Genomic DNA, 20,971 nt, shown 5'->3' on the forward strand with positions numbered 1-20,971 from the left:
GACAACACAAAACCTGTGGGAGTGTGGCTTGCCCGCGAAGAGGCCATTACAGGCTACAGAGAATCAGCCCGCCAACAGCCACACGCCCGTCGCCGCCGAAGCCGCGCCCGCCAGTCGAATCAACGGCGCCGCCGCCCGGGGCAGCACGCGCACCACGGCATAACCGGCCGCATGCAACGCAGCTGTCGCCACCACAAAACCGGCGGCATAGGTCCATGGGCTCGACATCTCCGGCAGTTCCAGGCCATGGGCCACGCCATGGAACAGCGCGAACAAGGCTGTTGCCGCCACCGCCATGCTCAACGGCGGACGCACCGCCAGCGCCACGGCCAGGCCCAGCGCCAGCACGGACGCGGCAATCCCGCTTTCCAGCGCCGGCAGGTTCAGGCCTTCAAAACCCAGCAGCCCGCCTATCAACAAGGTGCTGACGAAAGTGCACGGCAGCGCCCAGCGCGCGGCGCCTTGTTGTTGCGCCGCCCAGAGGCCGACAGCCAGCATCGCCAGCAAGTGATCGAGGCCGCCGAGTGGGTGGCTGATGCCGGCGATCAAGCCGTTGTCGCCGTGCCCGGGGTGGGCGAAGGCGATGGCCGGGGTCAGCAGCAGTGCCAGGGTGCCGAGGATGCGGTTGAGTGTCATGGGTAAGCTTCCTTGTTGATAAGTCGTGATCAGGCTGCCGTCAGCAGTCCCTGACGCTCGATGAAGGTGATGATCTCTTCCAGGCCCTGGCCGGTTTTCTGATTGCTGAACACGAACGGCTTGCCGTTGCGCATGCGTGTGGTATCGCTGTCCATCAGGGTCAGTGAGGCTCCCACCAGCGGTGCGAGGTCGATTTTGTTGATCACCAACAGGTCGGATTTGCAGATCCCCGGCCCACCCTTGCGCGGAAGTTTGTCGCCGGCCGACACGTCGATCACATAGATGGTCAGGTCCGACAGTTCCGGGCTGAAGGTGGCCGACAGGTTGTCGCCGCCGGACTCCACCAGAATCAGGTCCAGGCCCGGAAAGCGCCGGTTCAGTTGATCCACGGCTTCGAGGTTGATCGAGGCGTCTTCGCGAATGGCGGTGTGCGGGCAGCCGCCGGTTTCCACGCCAATGATGCGTTCCGGCGCGAGCGCTTGATTGCGCACCAGAAAGTCGGCGTCTTCGCGGGTGTAGATGTCGTTGGTGACCACCGCCAGGTTATAGCGGTCACGCAAGGCCAGGCACAGGGCCAGCGTCAGGGCGGTTTTGCCGGAGCCGACCGGACCGCCGATGCCGACGCGCAGAGGTTGTGTATTCATGTGGTTCTCCAAAATAAAGGGCCCTAGGAGCGGAACAGACGGCTGTACTGGCGCTCATGGGCCATGCACGCCAGGGACAGGCCGAAAGCGGTGCTGCCATAGTGTTCGGGGTTGATTCGGGTGGCGTTCTGCTGGGCTTGCTGCAACAGCGGCAGCAATTCGCTGGTCAGGCGTTGTGCGGCTTGCTGGCCCAGCGGCAGGGTTTTCATCAGCACCGCCAATTGGTTTTCCAGCCAGCTCCAAAGCCAGGCGGCCAGCGCGTCCTGTGGGCTGATCTGCCACGCCCGAGCGGCCAGCGCCCAACCCAGGGCCAGATGCGGTTCGGCACGCTGTTCGAGGAAGCTGCGGGCCGGTGCATCGAGTTCGGGCAAGCCATTGAGCAGTTGTTGCAGGGAGTAACCCATCTGCCGGCTCTCCTGATGCAGCTCGCGGGTTTCCCGGCTGGCGCGGTGTTCTTCGCAGCGTTGCAGCAGTTCGCTCCAGTTGTCCTCGGCCGCTGCTATGCAGTGGGCAAGCAGCAGCGGGGCCTCGAAGCGGGCCAGGTTCAGCAGCAATTGGTCGCTGATCCAGCGCCGAGCGCTGTCCGGATCGTGGACGCGGCCGCTCTCCACGGCCATTTCCAGGCCTTGGGAATAGCTGTAGCCGCCAATCGGCAATTGCGGACTGGCCAGACGCAGCAGCGCCCAGGCCGGGTTCATGGGCGCACGCCGAACTGGTGCAGTTTGGGCGGGTAGTTGAAGTCTTCATCGCCATGACGCGAATGGTGATGGCCTCCGCCGTAAGCCCCGTGTTCCGGCTGGAACGGTGCTTCGATGGGCTCGGTGGTGGCGCCGAGTTGTTCGAGCATGGCCTTGAGCACGTAATCATCGAGCAGGCGTAACCAGCCGTCGCCGACCTGCAAGGCGACGTGACGGTTGCCCAGGTGATAGGCGGCGCGAGTCAGTTCGAAGGCATTGGCGCAGGTGACGTGCAGCAGTTGTTCGGGGCGGGCGCAAACACGGACGATGCGCCCGTCTTCGGCCTGCAGGCATTCGCCGTCATGCAGAGGTGACTGGCCGCGCTCCAAAAACAATCCGACGTCTTCGCCCTCGGCACTGAAACAGCGCAAACGGCTCTTGCTCCGGGCCTCGAAGGTCAGGTGCAACTCGGCGGCCCAGACGGGTTGAGGGTCGATTCTGCGATGAATCACCAGCATCGGAAAGCTTCCAGCAATGGACAATGTTCAGGCTAGAGCAAGGGGCTTGCCAATCGACACAAGTGTAGGAAATGCCCGTCGGAAGCGTAGGACAGGGTCCGTTTCAGTGCGGGTTTTGAATGATGTTGGTGCGTGGTTTTTTATCGCGCACCAAATTGATGCGTAGTGACTAGCGGTGGGGGCGAGCCTGCTCGCGATAGTGGCAGGACAGTCCGTATAAATGCTGGATACGCAGAAGCCATCGCGAACATTACTCGGTGCTGCCGAGACCTTGCCAATGTTTCAAGCCGATAAAGATAAAGCGCAGTTGCTGGGTAATTTTTGCCTGAGGCGTCAGGTGTTCGGGCAATGCCTCGGCCGGCGGGTCGATGATGTCGGGCAGGGTCGCGAATACGCTTTTGACGATCAGATCCGCCATGACACTCAGGCCGGCGATGTCCAGGTGTTGCAGCTTGGGCATCAGGGCCAGGTCGGCCGCCAGGTCCGAGCTGATATTTTCGCGCAGGCGGCCGATGGCCAGGCGCACCGGTAGCGAACCGCCATACTGCTCCCGGGCGAGAAACAGGAATTGCGAGCGATTGGCCGACACCACATCGAGAAAAATTCGCACCGAGGCATCAATGATGCCGCCCATCACGAACTCGTTATGCCGCACCAGGCGGATGGTTTCACGGAAGGTCTGACCGACTTCGCTGACCAGCACCAGACCCAGTTCGTCCATGTCGGCGAAGTGCCGGTAAAAACCCGTGGGGACGATCCCGGCGGTTTTCGCGACTTCGCGCAGGCTCAAGCTGCCGAATCCTCGGCCGCCTTCCATCAAATGGCGAGCAGCGTCCATCAGGGCGGTACGGGTTTGTTGTTTCTGTTCGGCGCGGGGCAGCATCGCAGGGGTGTTTTCTGGAGAAGGAGAGCGCCGCACTCTAGCAAATAGACTTTGCCGGCGTCGAACGACGAGAGGAGATCAAGTGCACAGATGAGACTTCTATCAAATCAATGGCCAGAAAAATCAAAAGCCCAATCCGGTGATTGGGCTTTTTTTCAAGGCCGCCATGGGCTTAGCTCATGGCGCTGTTGCGTTCGATCACACGATCACCACCACCTTCGGCCAGAGTCTGGCCACCAGGGGTACGATCCGAACCGTCAGCAGCGAGGGTCTGACCACCAGGGGTACGATCCGAACCGTCAGCGGCGAGGGTCTGACCACCAGGGGTCCGATCCGAACCGTCAGCAGCGAGGGTCTGGCCACCAGGGGTGCGATCCGAACCGTCAGCAGCGAGGGTCTGGCCACCAGGGGTGCGATCCGAACCGTCAGCGGCGAGGGTCTGACCACCAGGGGTGCGATCCGAACCGTCAGCAGCGAGGGTCTGGCCACCAGGGGTGCGATCCGAACCGTCGGCAGCGAGAGTCTGGCCACCAGGGGTGCGATCCGAACCGTCAGCGGCGAGGGTCTGGCCACCAGGGGTACGGTCCGAACCGTCAGCGGCGAGGGTTTGGCTGAACACCGAGTGGCTGGCTTTCGCTTGTGGAGTGGCTTGGTCAGCGGCCGGCAGTGCAAATGCAGTGCTGGCCAACATAGAGAGTGTCAGGCTAAGCAGAAGTTGGCGTTTCATGATCGGGTGCTCCGCAAGTGGGCAATAAAATGGGTACGAGAGCAATGCTACTCTCGATAAGTCGATATAAAAGTTCATAAACGCAATGGTAATAATCAACGAAATTGATTGTTCCCTGCAGCCCTTGTAAACCGGGCCTTTGCGGCAAGTGTTTTTGCACTGCGGTGGGTATTTTCGACTCACTTGCGCCACGGGAAAGGGCGGAGCCGGTAACGCGTATTGTCAGGAGAAAGAGCCGTCGACCCGCGCAAATGCGGCAAAATGGGTTTTTCGATTAAACCTGCGGACGGTTTTTCAGTCGTAGATTCCATAGCGGGTCGGTTCTGGCCCTGCGTTTTCATGTGCGCCGCCGTCGAGGCGCTCAGCCGTATCAGGAGCCCTGTGCAATGACGCGCACTCGTAAAATTCTCGCCTGGACCGTGACCAGCCTTGTCGTACTGCTGGCCATACTGGTTCTGATCATCGTGTTCTTCGATTGGAACCGGATCAAACCGCCCCTCAATGCCAAAGTGTCTGAAGAGCTGCACCGTCCGTTCGCCATCAACGGCAACCTGGCGGTGGTCTGGCGGCGTGAACTCGACGAGGGCGGCTGGCGGGCGTGGGTGCCGTGGCCGCATGTGGTGGCCGAGGACCTGAGCCTGGGCAACCCGGACTGGTCGAAGGCGCCGCAGATGGCCAGCCTAAAGCGCGTCGAACTGCGCATCTCGCCCCTGGCCTTGCTGGCGCAGCGCGTGGTGATCCCGCGCATCGACCTCACCGAACCCAATGCCGATTTACAGCGACTGGCCGACGGTCGCGCCAATTGGACCTTCAAGTTCGACCCGAAAGACCCGAAGGCTCCACCTTCCCCGTGGGGGGTGGATATCGGCGCAATCGGCTTCGACAAGGGGCACGTCACCCTCGACGATCAAAGCCTGAAAACACAGCTCGACCTGCTGATCGACCCGCTGGGCAAACCGATTCCGTTCAGCGAGATTGTGGGCGAAAAGGCGGCGAAAACCGCGCTGGAAAAAGGTAGCTCGCCCCAGGACTACGCGTTCGCCTTGAAGGTCAAAGGCCAGTACCACGGCCAGAAACTCGCGGGTCAGGGCAAAATCGGCGGTTTGTTGGCCTTGCAGGATGCGAGCCGACCCTTTCCTTTGCACGCTCAGGTGTCGATCGCCGACACCAGCGTTGAACTCGCCGGCACCCTGACCGACCCGCTGAATCTCGGAGCCCTCGATTTGCGTCTGAAACTGGCCGGCACCAGCCTGGGCAATCTCTACCCTCTGACCGGCGTGACCCTGCCGGATACCCCGCCTTACGCCACCGATGGCCATTTGATCGCCAAACTGCATGAACCGGGCGGCGCGGAGTTCCGCTATGAGGACTTCAACGGCAAGATCGGCGCCAGTGACATTCATGGCAACCTGGCCTACGTCGCCAGCCAGCCCCGGCCGAAGCTCAGTGGCTCACTGCTTTCCAATCAACTGCTGTTTGCCGACCTCGCCCCACTGATCGGTGCCGACTCCAACGCCAAGCAAAAAGCCCGGGGCGGTGAGAGCAAGCAGCCGGCGGACAAAGTCCTGCCGGTTGAAGAGTTCAAGACTGAACGCTGGCGCGATATGGATGCGGACGTCGAGTTCACCGGCAAGCGCATCGTCCACAGTGAAAAACTGCCGTTCAACGATCTCTACACACACCTGGTGCTCACCGATGGCGTTCTCAGCCTCGAGCCGCTGCGATTCGGTGTGGCGGGGGGCAAACTGGATGCGCAGATTCGCCTGAACGGTCAGACCGAACCAATGGAAGGCAAGGCCAAACTCACGGCCCGGGGGTTCAAGCTCAAGCAGTTGTTCCCGACCTTCGAACCGATGAAAACCAGTTTCGGCGAACTCAATGGTGATGCCGACATCACCGGTCGTGGCAACTCGGTGGCCAGGTTGCTGGGCAGCGCCAACGGCAATCTGAAAATGCTGATCAACGATGGCGCCATCAGTCGCGAATTGATGGAGCTGGCCGGGTTGAACGTCGGCAACTACGTGGTCGGGCGGATCTTTGGCGACAAGGAAGTGAAGATCAATTGCGCCGCCGCCGACTTCGACATCAAGACTGGTCTGGCCACCACGCGACTGTTCGTCTTCGATACCGAGAACGCGATCGTCTACATCGACGGCACCGCGAACATGGCCACCGAGCAACTGGACCTGACCATCACCCCGGAATCCAAGGGCTGGCGTTTGATCTCATTGCGTTCGCCACTGTACGTGCGTGGCAAGTTCATCAAGCCTGATGCGGGGGTCAAAGCCGTGCCGCTGATGTTGCGCGGCGCCGGGATGGTCGCATTGGGAGTGATCGCCGCGCCGGCCGCAGGCTTGCTGGCACTGGTGGCGCCGAGTGGGGGAGAACCGAATCAATGTGCGCCGCTGCTGGAGCAAATGAAGGCGGGCAAGGCGCCCAAGACCGTTAAAAACTGAGGTGTGCCTCCAGGCAGTTTGACCGCTCTCGATTAGAAACTCGAGAGCGGTCAGATTTGCAGCTTGTTTGAAATTACTCGTCGGTTGGCAGGGGTATGTGAAGCAGTTCGGTTTCAATTTTCTGGCCGAGCTTTTTCCGGATTATCGCTCTGAATTCGGTGTACTGGCGTTCATTCAGTGAACTGCGCATTAATCTGAAGTTGTTCTCTCCGTTATCAATGCTGATTAACCGAGGTTTATCCAGTATGTCCATTTCGAGTGGGGGACTGGTCTCGAATGCAATCTGCAGGCTCATCAGGGTTTTGTCGCTGTAAACAATCGTCAGCAGAGTCGCCGTTGAAATCGATGCGCTCGAGTCCGTGGAGGCCGTAGCATTTTGCTGAAGCTTCTTGATGAATGCTTTAACGGCGCATGACTCATTCTCAAGCCTGGTCAGCGCCGAAAAGGCATCGGCGATTGCTTGCTGTTCAGCTTTTGGCAAGGTGCTGCCCATGCCTTGCTCCAGGACCTCCAATAGATTGTTGTTGCTGAATCCAAGCATTTGGGTACTTCGGCTGTTAAGTACCCAGCCGAACTTTCCCAGGTAATCGGTGTAGGTCGACCATGACAGATCTTGAGCTTTACTTTGCTTCGCAGTTTCGAGTATAGCGAGTAGGCTGGAATCAAGAATGTCATTCTTGAAGCTCTCGCTATGCGCGCCGCAGAAAATTGTAATGTTACCGTTAACCAGATAGACATCAAATATAGGGTTGCTCATCATTGAGCCTGCGCTGAGTCATTATGAAAATTGGATTTTAATTTTTTGGTTGGTCTAAGTGATTAAAAATTACCCAGGCTTGCGATAAATTCTTCGGCCTGTGCGTTAAATTTGGCGCGAAGTGCGCCGCGGATTGCCGAAAAGGTTGTATTGTCCAGGGAAGTGCGTACAGCGCCAGTTTTAACGGTGGTGGACTTTTTAGTAGATTTCCAGAAAAGGATGCCAGTTTCGGATTCACGTGCGTCCAGGGAAATACAATTCAGAAGCATGTTGGCTTTGCCGCTTCCGTCAACCCAGACAGGCGCGATATCGAACTTTGCCTGTGCACCGAGTTTTTTTTCTTTTTCAAAAATTTTGATCGCGTCGGGACTTTCTTTCACCTTTTCTACAGCCAGCTTCCCGACTTTTGCGAGCATTTGAGCGGCATCAGCGCCGATTAACCCCTGTGCAATATTCAGGGCTACCTGATCCATTGTCAGGCCAGTTTGCCGGATGGTGACGTCTTGAAAGCTTCTGCTCGAAATAGTCCAGCCAAGTATGCTAAGGCCCTTAACGTAAAAATTGAACCATTCAAATAGCTGCGAATCGTCAGGGTACTTATTTGTGGCCTCGAGCTGCATGGCCAACTTGCAAAGATCGACATCATCTATGATCTGTTGAGGTGTTTTGGGCATGTACACGTCGATGGTGTTTGGCAAAACAGTAGCGGCCGCTTTGGCGGGGTCGTGAGGTGGTGTTTCAATAGCAGTTGAAAATACGCCGATTCTTGGTGTGGGTTTAATCGGCAGAGGTGCCAGGGAATCAATGAATTCAAGCCGTTCTTCAATATGCATGTAAGTAGTCCTTTACTTGTTTATTAAAACAGCCAAGTGGCTGTTGGTGTTAGAATAAGACCATGCTGTAAAATGTCTATGTGCGGTTTGTAACTTTAAATTAGATTGTCGGTAGTTGGTAGGTTGGAGCTTTAAAGTTTGCTGCGTGTTAAAGCTTTCGTTGTCAGTTATAAAGTTTTTAGCATGTCCGAATCACGTCATTCAAACAGACGCTGGGGAGGCCGGTGATCTTGGCAATAGTCCCGACAATGATGCCTCTTCCTCCAACCACGCAAAAAATGCCCGCACCGGTGGATGCCGCTCGCGTCCCGGCACGCACAAGGCGCTGTAACCAGCGCCATCCACTTGAACCTCCCCCCGATAAGCCACCAGCAACCCGCTGGCCACGCTCTCGGACACCAGGATATTGCTCGCCAGTACCAGGCCTTGCCCGGCAATTGCCGCTTGCAGGGCGTAATGCTCTTCGTCGTATTCGCGCATGGTCGGCTGGCCGGCCAGCCAGGTTTCGCCAGACTGCGCACACCAGGCTTCCCAGCCATGGGCATAGAGTCGGGAGTTGTGCCAGCGCACGCTGATCAGCGTCGGCGTGCGGTGGGCGGCCAGTGCCACTTGTTCGGGAGAGCCATAGACGCCGAAGGACTCGTCGAACAGGCACAGCCCATACAGGTTCGGATAATCAGCCAGGCTGTAACGCAGCACCAGATCGACGCTGGCGTCCTGATGCAAGTCGATGACTTCGCAATGGGTGTCCAGGCGCAGGCTGATGTTCGGGTGTCGCGCATAAAAGCGTCCCAGGCGCGGCACCAGCCACAGGGCGGCAAAGGCGGCGGTGGTGGAAATCGTCAGGCTGCTGCCGCTGCGTTGCGGGCGTAGCGTATCGATGCTTTGCGCCACGTCCAGCAGTGCGCCGTGCAAGCTGCGGAACAGCCGTTCGCCGCATTCGGTCAGGCGCACCTGCCGCGGCAGGCGTTCGAACAACGGCACGCCGAGCCAGGTTTCCAGCGAGCGGATTTGATGCGATACCGCGGTTGGCGTCACCGAGAGTTCTTCAGCGGCGGCCTTGAAGCTAAGCAGGCGTGAGGCGGACTCAAAGGCCCGCAGGGCGGTCAGCGGTAACGTAGCGAACATTGTGTACTCCATGGATGAAATGGATTCAACCAAACTGATTTTTGCTCATTTGAAGAGGGACAGCTGCAAGCTTCAAGCTCAGAGCTGTAAGCAGTTTGAGTTTAGTCCTGGAGGATATTCAGATGAGTAAAATTCTTGCGGTTCATGCCAGTCCCCGTGGCGAGCGTTCTCACTCCCGGCGCCTGGCCGAGGTATTTCTATCGGCCTTGCAGGCGCGAAATCCACAGTGGCACCTGACTCGCCGCGAAGTCGGGCGGGCGTTTATTCCTCCCGTCAGTGAAGCCTTCGTGGCCGCCGCGTTTTACCCCGAGCCTGAAGCGCGCCCCTTGTCGATGCAGGCGGACCTGGCACTCAGCGATGAACTGGTCGGCGAATTGCTGGGCCACGATGTGCTGGTGATCTCCACGCCGATGCACAACTTCAGCGTGCCCAGCGGCTTGAAAGCCTGGATCGACCAGATCGTGCGCCTTGGCCTGACGTTCAATCACTCGCTGGATAACGGCGTAGCCCAATACGAACCCCTGGTGCAGGGCAAAAAGGCGCTGATCATCACCAGTCGCGGCGAGTTCGGTTTTGGCCCGGACGGCGAGCTGGCCTCCATGAACCATGCCGATACCTTGCTGCGCACGGTGCTGGGATTTATCGGTATTACCGACGTCACGGTGGTCGCCGCCGAAGGGGAAGAGTCTGAAGCACGCTCTTTCGCAGTGTCCGCCGCCGAGGCTGAACAGCGCCTACTGGCGCTGGTCAGGTCGTTCTAGATGGCCTGGCTGTGGTTGCTGATCGCGGCCGGGTTTGAAGTGACCTTTGCCATGGGCATGAAGTACGCCGAGGGCTTCACCCGGCCTTGGCCGTCGCTGGTGACCGTCGTGGCGGCGGTGGGCGGGATCTATTTCCTGACCCTGGCCATGCGCGAGTTGCCGGTGAGCATCGCTTACCCGATCTGGACCGCCATCGGGTCATTGGGCACGGTGTTTCTCGGCTTTGCGCTGTTGGGCGAAAGCCTGACTCTGCTCAAAGTGCTGTCGGTCGGGCTGATCGTCGCCGGGGTGGTGGGGCTGAAGTAGGCTGGATGGCATAAACTGGTGCATGAGTTGTCATCTTTGCTGGCGATGCTAGGCGAGTTTTTTGCTTTGCGCCTTGCATCAGCTCACTGATCATCAGGATGTCCGCCCATGTCGCACGATTCTGCCCCGCGCTACCCGCTGGTGCTGGTACCGGGAATGCTCGGGTTTGTCCGGTTGCTGCTCTACCCCTATTGGCACGGGATCATTTCCGCGCTGCGTCAGGGTGGGGCGGTGGTGATTGCGGTGCAGGTCTCGCCGCTGCACTCCAGCGAAGTGCGTGGTGAGCAACTCCTGGCGCGGATCGAAGAGATCCTGCGCGAGACAGGGGCCGAGAAGGTCAACCTGATCGGTCATAGTCAGGGCTCGCTGACCGCCCGGTACGCCGCCGCCAAGCGCCCTGATCGGGTGGCGTCGGTGACGTCGGTGGCGGGGCCGAATCATGGCTCGGAGCTGGCGGACTATCTGCACGAACACTATCCCCATGACAGCGTCAGAGGACGCATGCTCAGCGGCCTGCTCCGTTGGATCGCGGCGCTGATGAGCCTGCTCGAAACCGGCTATCGCGGGCCGAAGCTGCCGGTGGATATTCATGCGTCCCATCAGTCACTCACCAGTGCAGGCGTGGCGTTGTTCAATCAACGTTATCCACAAGGCCTGCCCGAATTCTGGGGCGGGCACGGACCGGAAGAGGTCAACGGCGTGCGTTATTACTCCTGGTCCGGGACGTTGCAACCGGGCAAGACCGACCGGGGACGCAATCCGCTTGATGGCACCCATCGCAGTTGCCGGTTGTTCGCCAAAACCTTCGTTCGCGAATCCGGGTATTGCGACGGGATGGTCGGGCGTTACAGCTCGCACCTAGGAATGGTGATTGGCGACGAGTTTCCGCTGAATCATTTCGACATCGTCAATCAGCCATGGGGATGGGTGGGCAAGGAGGCCGAACCGATCCGGTTGTTTGTCGAACATGCGGCACGGTTGAACGCGGCAGGGCTTTAGACCGCGTTCTTGTTTATCTCGGACCACATGGCACGATCCCTGTGGGAGCGTGGCTTGCCCGCGATGAGGCCAGATCAGGCAACGCTTGTCTTGCGCCCCAGCACCGTGGTCCACCGCTCGGACAGAATCACCCCACCCAAGGTCAACAGGCCGCCCATCAGGTGATACAGCGCCAACTGCTCATGCAGCACCACCGCCGCAATGAGCGCGGTGATCAGCGGCAGTAAATTGAAAAACAACGTGGTCCGGCTCGGTCCCAGGCGCACCACGGCCTGCATCCACGCCAGAGGTGCAACCATCGAAGCCAGCAGGCAGGCGTACAGCACCAATGGAATGTTCTGCAGAGTCAGGCCGACTTTCGGGGAGGCGAGAAACAGCGGAAACAGCACCACCACCGCGACCAGCACCTGCAAGTACAGCAACACCAAGGGCGGCAAACGCAGCTGCCATTTTTTCAGCAGCGTGCTGTAAATCGCGTAGGCCAGGGTGGCGATCAGCATCATGGCGTCACCCAGGTTCACGCCATGTTCGAGCAGTACCTCCAGGCTGCCGGACGAGACGACCACCAACACCCCGGCAAACGACAGCACCGCACCGGCCAGTGCGCCGATGGTCAGGCGCTGGCCCAGACTGATGATTGCCATGGCCAGTGACATCAAGGGCATCAACGACAGGATGATGCCCATATTGGTGGCCGAGGTCAGGCTCGCGGCGAAATACGCCAGGCTTTGGTAAACCGCCATGCCGAGCACGCCGAGGACAAAGATCTTGCCCAGGTTCGGGCGAATCGCCGGCCAATGGGCGATCACCGGTTTGAGCATGAAGGGCGTGAACAGCAAGCCGGCCAGCAGCCAGCGGTAAAAGCCGATCTCGGCGGGGAAGATCGCCCCGGCTGACATTTTGGTGATCACGGTATTGCCGGCCCAGATAAAGATGGCCAGCAGGGGATAAGCGTATTGCATCGGGTAAACCAGAACGTTAATGGAGGGCAATTATCCTCTGTCTGGAAACAAGCCTATACTTCGATCCAGACAACCTGCCCCTGAATCCGGACAGCATGACCCGTAAACACATCGACCTGCTGGATTTCAGCGAACTGCCTTCGGCGGTCTACTTCCGTTACGCCGACTTCGATACCCATGAATTCGCCGCGCCGCACCGTCACCCTTGGGGCACATTGGAGTATGCGGCCCACGGGGTGTTGCACATGGACGTCGACGGCAGCCGTTTCATGTCGCCGCCGCAATACGCGGTGTGGGTGCCGCCGCAAATCGAGCACAGTTTCTACAGCCATCAGCCGATCAATTACCGCGCCGTTTGCCTGGCGCCGACGGTCTGTGCCGATCTGCCCCGGCAGGCTTGCACGCTGGCCATCAGCGACATCCTCAAGGCGATCCTCAAGGACTTCGCGGCCCGGGATGTGAAGATCCCCGAGCGGGAAGCGGACAAACGCCTGGCCCAGGTCCTGGTGGACCAGTTGCAACAGGCACCGGTGCAGGAGTGTTACTTGCCCTATGCCAGCACGCCCGGGCTGCTGGGCATACTCGAGGCGCTGCAAGCCGACCCCGGGGATAACCGGCCACTGGCGGACTGGGCCGGGCAAATACATGTCAGCGAACGCACCCTGGCGCGGCAGTTTGTCCGCGAGCTGGGCATGAGTTTCGGTGAGTGGCGCCAGCGCTTGCGCTTTCTGACGGCGATTGAGGCGCTGGACAGCCACCGCAGCATTCAGGAGATCGCCTTCGATCTGGGATACAGCACAGGCTCGGCGTTTATCGCGATGTTTCAGCGCCAGGCGGGATGTACACCCGATTACTATCGGCGGAACAAGATGTTCTAACCAACTTATTGGGATGTTTCATACAGCATTATCCGAATCAAGCTGCACAGGAGCAGGTTTGAGGCGCTGTAGGCTTCGGCGCTCTTTATATAAGTTTGCGGGTAATGATGGTGAAAAAATTATTATTGAATTCCGAGCGTGTTCCGGAAACTCCCGATATTGAACGCCGGGAAAGTATTCATTCCACTTTTATCAAAGGCGCTATTCCCGACTGGGTGACCAGTGCCTCTCTCCAGCGAATAGGCGATTTGCGCACAGCCCCTAAAGTGCTTCCCGAATGGAGCAAGACGGCATCCTGCCTGGAGCATTTGGCCGCGAAAGACGCCATGCAGGCCAGTTGGCAGGCACAGAGCCGGGTCGATCAAATGCTTGGGAAACTGCAAGATGTGGTGTCCTTCGCCCAGCCATTGCTGACCCGTGCCCTCAATGAGCAGTACGGTCTGAAGCTGGATGTTCGTGAAACTTTTTTGCGCTTGTATTACCCGGCTAAAACATCGCCATGGACGATTAACGTCACAGGGGGAGTCAGTAGTCGAACCGTCTCTTTACTTGATGCATCACTGCAAAACTTTGCCGAAAGTGAAGTGTTTACCGGCGACTCTGCCTTTATCACCAGGCCTGACGAAGTCGGCCGCTTTGAAATTAAAAAGTTGGGTATAACGGTCGAGCAGTTCAAGGCGTTGTGCCGAACGCTGGATATAGGCGCCCGGTACCAAACCTATCTGCAAAGTTATCTGATGCCCGAAGAAGCCACTGCCCGGACGTTACTGCGCAAGCACATTATCGCCAGCCAGCAGAGCGCCATGAAAGCCGCAGCACATCTGGCGTTGATGAAAAAAGACATCGGGGCCGAGGCGTACCTGACGGTATTGAACATGGTCCTGGGCAAGCAGGGCCTGATATTCGATGGCGCCCCTGCACGTTTCTATTGTTTGAACATGCTCGACACCCGCCTGACCGGGATTGTGCTGATCGCCGCCGATATCGACACGCCCGGTGCCAATGTCCGACGCGTCATTGCCTATGTACCGCACGATCCGGAGCATCCGCTGAAGGAGTATGCCTCGTCGGTCGACTTCGTGCGGGAGCTGACTCGCCAGTTGCAGGGCAATGATCAGGCGTCTCCTGCATCCCGTCGAAACTATCAGGCGTTTTTCAGTCGATTTGTGGACCACGGGCAGCGTGGTCATTTTTTCGCCGCACTCAACGCGAAATTGTGGCAAGTCGCCTATCACGGTGCGCAGCCTGGCTCCAGTTTGCCTGCCTGGCGCGAAACCCGGGTGGAACGCCCGGACCTGCGATTCACCACCCTGTCGTTCGAAAGCGATACAGCCAACCGCTTTGACGGCGACCTTTGGTCTTATCTGTATCAGCGGCAGGTGGACAAGATCCTTTCCGACGGGCGTGCGCTGGCCGTGTCCAGCGCCGATGCGGACAGTGCCGCACGATGGGCCTGGATAGAAAACCTGGAAAAAATGCTCACCGACATCATGGAAGTGGCCCTGTTCGTCGCCACGCCATTTGTGCCGGTGCTGGGCGAGCTGATGCTGGGGTACGTCGTCTATCAACTGGTTGACGGGGTCGTGGAGGGTGTCGTCGAGCTCGCCGAGGGCGAGTACGTGGAAGCCGCAGAACATCTGCTGGGCGTCGCTGAAAACCTCATTCAGTTGGGCACCCTTGCCGTTGGAGGGGGTCTTGCCACCCAAGTAGTGAAACCCCGGTTGTCGTCCTTTCTTGAAGGGACCCGTCCCGTGACGCTGAGAAATGGTGAGCAGCGGCTATGGGGGCAAAATCTGCGGCCCTACCAGCAACAGAACCTGCGTCTGGCGGCGGACTCCAAACCTGACCTCTACGGCCTGCATCAACACCAGGGCAGGCAGATTCTGCCTCTGGATGACGGCCATTTCGAACTCAAGGTTGATTCGCGGACCGGCAAGCACCGCGTTCAGCATCCGACCCGCCCCGAGGCCTATCAGCCGGTGGCGGAGAGTAACGGCACGGGCGCATTTGTGATCGAGGGTGAGAAACCCCATACCTGGGATGCCGATACGCTGATCAAGCGACTCGGCCCGTCGGTAGAAGGTTTGACGGACAGGCTCGGTGAGATCCGCACGGTCAGCCGAGCGGATATCGGTGCGCTTGTACGCATGTACGCCGATAACGAACGGGCAATCCCTTTGCTGAGCGATACGGTGACCCGGTTCAGCATCGACCGGGATATCCACACCTTCATCCGAAACATCGGCAGCGCTCGCGCACAGGATTATCTGCAGGCCGATCCACTCTGGCAGTTTCAACTGCTGGACGGTTTGTGGCCCGGCAGAGCCATTGAGCTCAAGGGGGCCGATGGCCGTGTGTTGTACGCCATCGGGGCCGGTGAAGAGCCGGTGTCTTTCCCGGCGGATCAAGCGGCGGATACCGACCTGATCGACACCTTGCTGTTGCTTCTCGATGATGCCCAGACCCGGCAACTGCTGGGTGATGAACCCGATGCAGCGGTCGGCAGCCGTATGCAGAATGCCGAGCGTTTGAGGGGGCAGCTCGCGAAACGGGCCGAACAGCGCAAGGCGTCTTTGTTCGACAGGCGTTACCGAAGCGTCGAGCGCGCCGTCAGTGCCGAGGCGAGGTTCATCCAGGACCAGGTCGCTGGATTGCCTGGTGTCGTTGCACAAGAGCTGGTGGCGCTGGCGCGTCCGGAGGAATTGCAGGCGCTCAAGTTGCGCAGGCTTCCCGAACGACTTGAGGGTTTCGCCCATTGGGCGCTCAGGGATGTGCGAATCAGTCGTGCGTACGAGGGCTTTTATCTGGAGTCGGTCGACAACCCGGACTTCGACGCCCTGGCGCTGCACTCGCTGGAAAACCTGCCTGGCTGGAATGCCGATGTCAGGATTGAGCTGCGTCACTACCGCTTCGACGGGAAAAAACTGGACAGCATCGGTCGTGATGACGCTGCGATTCGACGAACGCTTGTGGTGAGCGACAGCGGGGTTTTCCAGGCGTGTGACGAGCGAGGCAATGTCCTGCATTCAGGCGGTGATTTGTTTACCTCGATCTTGCAGGCGTTACCCGATGCCGAGCGAAATGCGTTGCAGATTCAAATCGGCCAGGGCCCGGCCCTGAAAGCGGCATTGCGTCAGCACGCCCTGAAACCCTACAGGCTGTTAAGTGTTCTTGGCGATTTGCCGGAGTTGAAAGCGCCGACTTTCGACCCGGCGATCATGCGCCTGCGTGGGGGAGCCCCCGCGCAGGCGAGCGAACTCGCGCGATTGCAAAAGGTCGAGCAAGACTGCCTGGAATTCGTCAACGGCGCATTCCATCCAAGTGTTCCTCCGATTGCACGATACGACTACCTGCGCGGCTTGAAGCTGATGTACGACAGCTTGTCCCTCGATTGCTGGGACTCACTCTGGCATGGCCTTTCCAAGGCGAACGGGGAGGGCCCCGAGGCCAATCTGCGAACAGTACAAAGCATCGAAGTGTTGCCTGACCTTAAAAAGCTGATGTCGCCCGAACAGTACGACGCATTGATCGGGCGACTGTTCACCGAGGACGGTTTGGTGGCGCTCACGGAATCCGAGCGCAATCTGGGTGCCCACGCCCGCAATCTCGAGCAAACCGGACGCCTGGAGGCGTATCAGACGCTGCAACGCGCTGTGAGGGACAACACTCCGACGTCCAGCGAGCGGCTGGTCGAGTTGGAAAAATATGCAGACAAGGTGCGATCAGTCGTCACGACGGCAGCTCAGCCAACGGAAGTGACGCCCCAGGTCATGGCCAATTTGCGCCAGGCACAGCGTGCCATCTATCGAGCCAGGGAACTGTTGCCTCTCTCGGGCAACCAATTGCCGGGCATCTGGGAAAACGGCGGCTCGGCGATCGCGAAAATCAAGGGGCTGCGAGGGCTGGACCTGCAAGAAGGGGAATTCACCGCACGCTTGACCATTGCCGAACATGCGCGCAAAGCCATTGAAATCAAGGGGGGTAACTGTTCGGAAAACTCCAAGGTGACCTTTGCGCTGTTGGCCAGCCAGCCGAGAGTCTCCCGGGTCCACCTCGTCAAAGCCACTGCCTTCGATCATCAGTACGTGGTGATCGGCGATGACTTGACCAATCTCAAGCAGCTGGTCGTTGCTGATTCCTGGCCGGAGTTCCCTGTCGCCCATACGGCGGACAACGGCAATTTCCAGTTCGAACTGCCGCCCATTGAAACCCTCGAGCCAGGTCCGGCAAGCGCGGAATTCGCCTTTATCAACGATGTCCCGGCGGGTCGGGCTGCGCTGCCGGAGGTTTCGCAGAGCAACACCTTCCGGCAGATAAAAATCAACAAATTGTACAAGTCGGGGGCTTACGCCCAGTTCACGTCTTTGAAGGCGTTGGGCACGCAATACAGTCTGCCAGGGGAGGTTGGGGTGTCGTTCGAGCGATTGCCCGTTTCCGTGATCGAAAAACGCATTTCGTCCTGGGAAGGCTATAACCAGGCATTCAGGGACTTGTTGGCCGAAGAGCCCGCAATCGAACCCCCGACGCAATGATCCTTTATGACTGGAGGAAGGTGTAACCAGGCTTGACTACACTCCTCGGGGAGGCCGCATCGTTCGATGCGGCGACAAGGAGATAACTCCATGAAGATATTGCGTGTCCCTTTGTTGATGATCGGTTTGCTGCTCTGTTCCCAAGGGTTTGCCACCACTGACCAACAGAACAAGATGACCACTTGCAATGCCGACGCTACCGCTAAAAACCTCAAGGGCGATGAGCGCAAAGCCTTCATGAGTAATTGCCTCAAGGCTGCGCCGGCGGCCAACGATGCCGGCAAAGCCTTGACCCCTCAGCAAGAGAAAATGAAAACCTGCAACGCCGACGCTACCGCCAAAGCCCTCAAGGGTGACGCGCGCAAGGCGTTCATGAGTGATTGCCTGAAGAAAAAATAAACACTCAGCTGAAATTGCGGGGAGCTGTGAGGGCCTCTTCGCGAGCAGGCTCGCTCCCACAATGGAACTGAGCACACAGGACTCAATGTGGGAGCCAGCTCGCGAAGAGGACGGGCAAGGTACTGCAAAAAAACCTGAACCTGAGACCAAGGTCGCCCCACACAATCCCTAGTGCTGCCACCGGATCGCTGGCAGACTGCCCATCCTTTTACGCCGTTCGTTTTGAGGCTGTATGCCAACGTTTTCTCAGCGTCATGTTTTGCTGGTCATCAGCTGGGTCATTATTTTTGGCGGACTGCTGCTGGTGCTCCCGCTGCGGTTGCTGCCCAGCCTGATGGCCGGGTTGCTGGTGTTCGAACTGGTCAACATGCTCACCCCGCAGTTGCAGCGATTGATCGAAGGTCGACGCGCACGCTGGCTGGCCGTGGCCTTGCTGGGGACATTGGTGGTCAGTGTGCTGAGCCTGATTTTCGCCGGCGCCATCAGTTTTCTGCTGCACGAGGCGGAAAATCCGGGTGCTTCGCTCGACAAATTCATGCTTGTGGTCGACCGCGCTCGCGGACAGCTGCCGCCGTTCATCGATGCTTACCTGCCGGCCAGCGCCGCCGAGTTTCGAGTGGCCATTGGCGAGTGGATGAGTAAACACCTCAGCGAGTTACAACTGGTGGGCAAAGACGCCGCGCACATGTTTGTGACACTGCTGATCGGAATGGTACTGGGCGCGATCATTGCCTTGCAGCGCGCTCCAGATCTGACCAAGCGCAAACCATTGGCCGCGGCGCTGTTCGATCGTCTGCATCTGCTGGTTCAGGCGTTCCGCAACATCGTGTTCGCGCAGATCAAGATTTCCCTGCTCAATACGTTCTTTACCGGGATTTTTCTGGCGGTGATTCTGCCGCTGTTCGGCATCAAGCTGCCGCTGACCAAAACCTTGATCGTGCTGACGTTCCTGCTGGGGCTGTTGCCGGTGATCGGCAACCTGATGTCGAACACGCTGATCACCATCGTCGGCTTGTCGCTGTCGATCTGGGTGGCCGTGGCGGCGCTGGGTTACCTGATTTTTATCCACAAGCTCGAATACTTTCTCAACGCCCGCATCGTCGGCGGGCAGATCAGTGCCAAGTCGTGGGAGTTGCTGCTGGCGATGCTGGTGTTCGAGGCCGCGTTCGGCCTGCCGGGGGTGGTGGCAGGGCCGATTTATTACGCGTATCTGAAGAGCGAGTTGAAGCAGGTGGGGATGGTTTGATCGGGAAATGTATTGCCTGATCTGACGTCATCGCTGGCAAGCCAGCTCCCACAGATATGGCGTAGCCGCGAGAACGGCGCTGTACCTGTGGGCGCTGGCTTGCCAGCGATGGAGGCGACTCGGTGTCGGATCAGCCCATCGAGCCGTAGCGTTTTGCAGCCTCGATCGCCAGACCACTGCCGATGCTGCCAAAGATGTTCCCTTCCACATGCCGCGCCTTCGGCAACATCGCCGAAACACTGTTGCGCAGAGCCGGAATCCCGCTCGAACCGCCGGTGAAGAACACGGTGTCCACCTGATCGACCCGCACATCGGCATCCGCCAGCAATCGGGTCACGCTGTCGCGCACCCGCTCCAGCAAGTTCTCGATGGCCGACTCGAACAGGGCACGGCTCAGCTCCACGCTCAGGCCGGCTTCGATGCGGTCCAGGGCTACGTGGCGGCTGTCGGCATGGGTCAGCTGGATCTTGGTTTCTTCCACTTCCATGGCCAGCCAGTGTCCGGCACGTTGTTCGATCAGTTTGAACAGGCGATCGATGCCGCCGGTGTCTTCGATGTCGTACCGCATGCTGCCCAGCGCCAGGGTCGACTTTTGCGAGTACACCGAGTTGATGGTGTGCCAGGTCGCCAGGTTCATGTGGTGGCTGGTGGGCATGTAGGCGCCGCTTTTCATGCGGCTGCCGTAGCCGAACAGTGGCATCAGGCCCTGCAGGCTCAGTTGCTTGTCGAAGTCGGTCCCGCCGATGTGCACGCCACCGGTGGCCAGGATGTCGTCGTGACGGTTGTCGTGGTTGCGACGTTCCGGGGACAGGCGCACCAGCGAGAAGTCCGACGTACCACCGCCGATGTCGACAATCAGCACCAACTCTTCTTTTTCGATGGTCGACTCGTAGTCGAATGCCGCAGCGATCGGTTCGTACTGGAAGGACACGTCCTTGAAGCCGATGGCGCGGGCGACGTCCACCAGGGTGTTTTCCGCTTCCTGGTCGGCCATTTCATCGTCATCGACAAAGAACACCGGGCGACCCAGCACCACTTCATCAAATTCCCGACCAGCGGCAGCCTCGGCACGCTTCTTCAACTGCCCGATGAACAGCCCGAGCAGGTCCTTGAACGGCATTGCCGTGCCCAGCACGCTGGTGTCGTGCTTGATCAGCTTGGAACCCAGCAGGCTCTTGAGCGAGCGCATCAGGCGGCCTTCATAGCCTTCCAGGTACTCGTGCAGCGCCAGCCGGCCGTACACCGGGCGGCGTTCTTCCATGTTGAAGAAGACCACCGAAGGCAGGGTGATCTTGTCGTCCTCCAGCGCGATCAGCGTTTCCATGCCGGGCCGGAGCCAGCCGACGGTGGAGTTGGACGTGCCAAAGTCGATGCCACAGGCACGGGCTGGAGATGCGTTTTTCATGTCTTTCAAGTTCCGGTTAAAAAACGGCCGCGCAGTGTATGTCAGTGCGGCACAGAATCGAAGGCCGACTATCTGCTAAATCTGCTGATCAATGGCTTGAAAGACGCGCCATCGCCCCCAAACTACCCTGCATCTAACCGGACAGCCGAGGGGGCAGGCGCCATTCGCCCCGCCCGCTGCCGATAAACTTCTGAAGCGCTGCCCGGTCACAAACTTGAGATCGG

The 20,971-nt window shown here is 59.0% G+C and carries 19 protein-coding genes; 8 read left to right on the top strand and 11 right to left on the bottom strand.

The features are described 5' to 3' along the window. Positions 1 to 63 precede the first annotated feature (63 nt). From ACVWYU_RS19855 to ACVWYU_RS19880, 6 genes are all read right to left on the bottom strand, one after another. On the bottom strand, positions 64 to 636 hold the full coding sequence (locus tag ACVWYU_RS19855; protein ID WP_247257188.1) for a HupE/UreJ family protein: 573 nt from the start codon (positions 634 to 636) through the stop codon (positions 64 to 66). A gap of 29 nt (positions 637 to 665) precedes the next feature. Beyond that, positions 666 to 1,280, bottom strand: a complete 615-nt coding sequence (gene ureG, locus ACVWYU_RS19860; protein WP_390958419.1) for an urease accessory protein UreG — start codon at positions 1,278 to 1,280, stop codon at positions 666 to 668. Between the two features lie 23 nt (positions 1,281 to 1,303). Continuing rightward, positions 1,304 to 1,978, bottom strand: coding sequence for an urease accessory protein UreF (locus ACVWYU_RS19865; protein ID WP_457373476.1), 675 nt, complete (start codon positions 1,976 to 1,978; stop codon positions 1,304 to 1,306). Next, positions 1,975 to 2,475 (bottom strand): urease accessory protein UreE, encoded by a 501-nt coding sequence (ureE, locus tag ACVWYU_RS19870; RefSeq protein ID WP_247257186.1) that lies wholly within the window; start codon positions 2,473 to 2,475, stop codon positions 1,975 to 1,977. Before ureE ends, ACVWYU_RS19865 begins: the two co-directional genes overlap by 4 nt. Positions 2,476 to 2,725: 250 nt before the next feature. After that, positions 2,726 to 3,358: a TetR family transcriptional regulator gene (locus ACVWYU_RS19875; RefSeq protein WP_457373477.1), complete on the bottom strand. Its 633-nt coding sequence runs from the start codon at positions 3,356 to 3,358 to the stop codon at positions 2,726 to 2,728. Between the two features lie 172 nt (positions 3,359 to 3,530). Further along, positions 3,531 to 4,085: a hypothetical protein gene (locus ACVWYU_RS19880; protein WP_457373478.1), complete on the bottom strand. Its 555-nt coding sequence runs from the start codon at positions 4,083 to 4,085 to the stop codon at positions 3,531 to 3,533. A 386-nt stretch (positions 4,086 to 4,471) separates the two neighbouring features. Between ACVWYU_RS19880 and ACVWYU_RS19885 the strand changes: the two genes are divergently transcribed. Then, positions 4,472 to 6,541 (top strand): AsmA family protein, encoded by a 2,070-nt coding sequence (locus tag ACVWYU_RS19885; protein WP_457373479.1) that lies wholly within the window; start codon positions 4,472 to 4,474, stop codon positions 6,539 to 6,541. A 73-nt stretch (positions 6,542 to 6,614) separates the two neighbouring features. Here ACVWYU_RS19885 and ACVWYU_RS19890 read toward each other — a convergent pair whose 3' ends face one another. The 3 genes from ACVWYU_RS19890 to ACVWYU_RS19900 all read right to left on the bottom strand — a co-directional run bounded on the left by ACVWYU_RS19890 (position 6,615) and on the right by ACVWYU_RS19900 (position 9,271). Continuing rightward, a complete protein-coding gene (locus tag ACVWYU_RS19890; protein ID WP_457373480.1) occupies positions 6,615 to 7,298 on the bottom strand; it encodes a hypothetical protein in 684 nt (227 codons plus the stop codon). Between the two features lie 62 nt (positions 7,299 to 7,360). After that, positions 7,361 to 8,131 carry a hypothetical protein gene (locus ACVWYU_RS19895; protein WP_457373481.1) on the bottom strand — a complete coding sequence of 257 codons (771 nt, stop codon included), beginning with the start codon at positions 8,129 to 8,131 and terminating at the stop codon, positions 7,361 to 7,363. 201 nt (positions 8,132 to 8,332) lie between these two features. After that, positions 8,333 to 9,271 (bottom strand): LysR substrate-binding domain-containing protein, encoded by a 939-nt coding sequence (locus ACVWYU_RS19900; protein ID WP_248915336.1) that lies wholly within the window; start codon positions 9,269 to 9,271, stop codon positions 8,333 to 8,335. Between the two features lie 110 nt (positions 9,272 to 9,381). Here ACVWYU_RS19900 and ACVWYU_RS19905 point away from each other — a divergent pair, with 110 nt between their 5' ends. The 3 genes from ACVWYU_RS19905 (at position 9,382) to ACVWYU_RS19915 (ending at position 11,325) form a co-directional block, all read left to right on the top strand. After that, entirely contained in the window at positions 9,382 to 10,020 is a 639-nt protein-coding gene (locus ACVWYU_RS19905; RefSeq protein ID WP_457373482.1) for an FMN-dependent NADH-azoreductase, read from the top strand. After that, on the top strand, positions 10,021 to 10,326 hold the full coding sequence (locus ACVWYU_RS19910; protein WP_090328598.1) for a DMT family transporter: 306 nt from the start codon (positions 10,021 to 10,023) through the stop codon (positions 10,324 to 10,326). A gap of 108 nt (positions 10,327 to 10,434) precedes the next feature. Beyond that, positions 10,435 to 11,325: an alpha/beta fold hydrolase gene (locus tag ACVWYU_RS19915; protein WP_457373483.1), complete on the top strand. Its 891-nt coding sequence runs from the start codon at positions 10,435 to 10,437 to the stop codon at positions 11,323 to 11,325. A 74-nt stretch (positions 11,326 to 11,399) separates the two neighbouring features. On the opposite strand, the gene ACVWYU_RS19920 is transcribed toward ACVWYU_RS19915, so the two are convergent. Further along, positions 11,400 to 12,287, bottom strand: a complete 888-nt coding sequence (locus tag ACVWYU_RS19920) for a DMT family transporter (protein ID WP_457373545.1) — start codon at positions 12,285 to 12,287, stop codon at positions 11,400 to 11,402. Between the two features lie 95 nt (positions 12,288 to 12,382). Here ACVWYU_RS19920 and ACVWYU_RS19925 point away from each other — a divergent pair, with 95 nt between their 5' ends. The 4 genes from ACVWYU_RS19925 to ACVWYU_RS19940 all read left to right on the top strand — a co-directional run bounded on the left by ACVWYU_RS19925 (position 12,383) and on the right by ACVWYU_RS19940 (position 19,342). Then, positions 12,383 to 13,165, top strand: coding sequence for an AraC family transcriptional regulator (locus ACVWYU_RS19925; protein WP_457373484.1), 783 nt, complete (start codon positions 12,383 to 12,385; stop codon positions 13,163 to 13,165). 248 nt (positions 13,166 to 13,413) lie between these two features. After that, entirely contained in the window at positions 13,414 to 17,697 is a 4,284-nt protein-coding gene (locus ACVWYU_RS19930; RefSeq protein WP_457373485.1) for a dermonecrotic toxin domain-containing protein, read from the top strand. 90 nt (positions 17,698 to 17,787) lie between these two features. Continuing rightward, positions 17,788 to 18,096, top strand: coding sequence for a PsiF family protein (locus tag ACVWYU_RS19935; protein WP_090328606.1), 309 nt, complete (start codon positions 17,788 to 17,790; stop codon positions 18,094 to 18,096). Between the two features lie 232 nt (positions 18,097 to 18,328). Then, positions 18,329 to 19,342, top strand: coding sequence for an AI-2E family transporter (locus ACVWYU_RS19940; protein ID WP_457373486.1), 1,014 nt, complete (start codon positions 18,329 to 18,331; stop codon positions 19,340 to 19,342). A gap of 130 nt (positions 19,343 to 19,472) precedes the next feature. On the opposite strand, the gene ACVWYU_RS19945 is transcribed toward ACVWYU_RS19940, so the two are convergent. Next, positions 19,473 to 20,747 (bottom strand): Hsp70 family protein, encoded by a 1,275-nt coding sequence (locus ACVWYU_RS19945; protein WP_390958433.1) that lies wholly within the window; start codon positions 20,745 to 20,747, stop codon positions 19,473 to 19,475. Positions 20,748 to 20,971: the final 224 nt, after the last annotated feature.

The organism is Pseudomonas sp. TE12234, assembly GCF_054061835.1.

What these genes read in the sequence shown, in the direction of transcription:
- ACVWYU_RS19865 (WP_457373476.1), bottom strand. Translation starts at nt 1,978, where the DNA reads ATGAACCCGGCCTGGGCGCTGCTGCGTCTGGCCAGTCCGCAATTGCCG.
- ACVWYU_RS19895 (WP_457373481.1), bottom strand. Translation starts at nt 8,131, where the DNA reads ATGCATATTGAAGAACGGCTTGAATTCATTGATTCCCTGGCACCTCTG.
- ACVWYU_RS19885 (WP_457373479.1), top strand. Translation starts at nt 4,472, where the DNA reads ATGACGCGCACTCGTAAAATTCTCGCCTGGACCGTGACCAGCCTTGTC.
- ACVWYU_RS19925 (WP_457373484.1), top strand. Translation starts at nt 12,383, where the DNA reads ATGACCCGTAAACACATCGACCTGCTGGATTTCAGCGAACTGCCTTCG.
- ACVWYU_RS19880 (WP_457373478.1), bottom strand. Translation starts at nt 4,085, where the DNA reads ATGAAACGCCAACTTCTGCTTAGCCTGACACTCTCTATGTTGGCCAGC.
- ACVWYU_RS19915 (WP_457373483.1), top strand. Translation starts at nt 10,435, where the DNA reads ATGTCGCACGATTCTGCCCCGCGCTACCCGCTGGTGCTGGTACCGGGA.
- ACVWYU_RS19935 (WP_090328606.1), top strand. Translation starts at nt 17,788, where the DNA reads ATGAAGATATTGCGTGTCCCTTTGTTGATGATCGGTTTGCTGCTCTGT.
- ureE (WP_247257186.1), bottom strand. Translation starts at nt 2,475, where the DNA reads ATGCTGGTGATTCATCGCAGAATCGACCCTCAACCCGTCTGGGCCGCC.
- ACVWYU_RS19945 (WP_390958433.1), bottom strand. Translation starts at nt 20,747, where the DNA reads ATGAAAAACGCATCTCCAGCCCGTGCCTGTGGCATCGACTTTGGCACG.
- ACVWYU_RS19875 (WP_457373477.1), bottom strand. Translation starts at nt 3,358, where the DNA reads ATGCTGCCCCGCGCCGAACAGAAACAACAAACCCGTACCGCCCTGATG.
- ACVWYU_RS19920 (WP_457373545.1), bottom strand. Translation starts at nt 12,287, where the DNA reads ATGCAATACGCTTATCCCCTGCTGGCCATCTTTATCTGGGCCGGCAAT.
- ACVWYU_RS19905 (WP_457373482.1), top strand. Translation starts at nt 9,382, where the DNA reads ATGAGTAAAATTCTTGCGGTTCATGCCAGTCCCCGTGGCGAGCGTTCT.
- ACVWYU_RS19900 (WP_248915336.1), bottom strand. Translation starts at nt 9,271, where the DNA reads ATGGAGTACACAATGTTCGCTACGTTACCGCTGACCGCCCTGCGGGCC.
- ACVWYU_RS19890 (WP_457373480.1), bottom strand. Translation starts at nt 7,298, where the DNA reads ATGAGCAACCCTATATTTGATGTCTATCTGGTTAACGGTAACATTACA.
- ACVWYU_RS19910 (WP_090328598.1), top strand. Translation starts at nt 10,021, where the DNA reads ATGGCCTGGCTGTGGTTGCTGATCGCGGCCGGGTTTGAAGTGACCTTT.
- ACVWYU_RS19940 (WP_457373486.1), top strand. Translation starts at nt 18,329, where the DNA reads ATGCCAACGTTTTCTCAGCGTCATGTTTTGCTGGTCATCAGCTGGGTC.
- ureG (WP_390958419.1), bottom strand. Translation starts at nt 1,280, where the DNA reads ATGAATACACAACCTCTGCGCGTCGGCATCGGCGGTCCGGTCGGCTCC.
- ACVWYU_RS19855 (WP_247257188.1), bottom strand. Translation starts at nt 636, where the DNA reads ATGACACTCAACCGCATCCTCGGCACCCTGGCACTGCTGCTGACCCCG.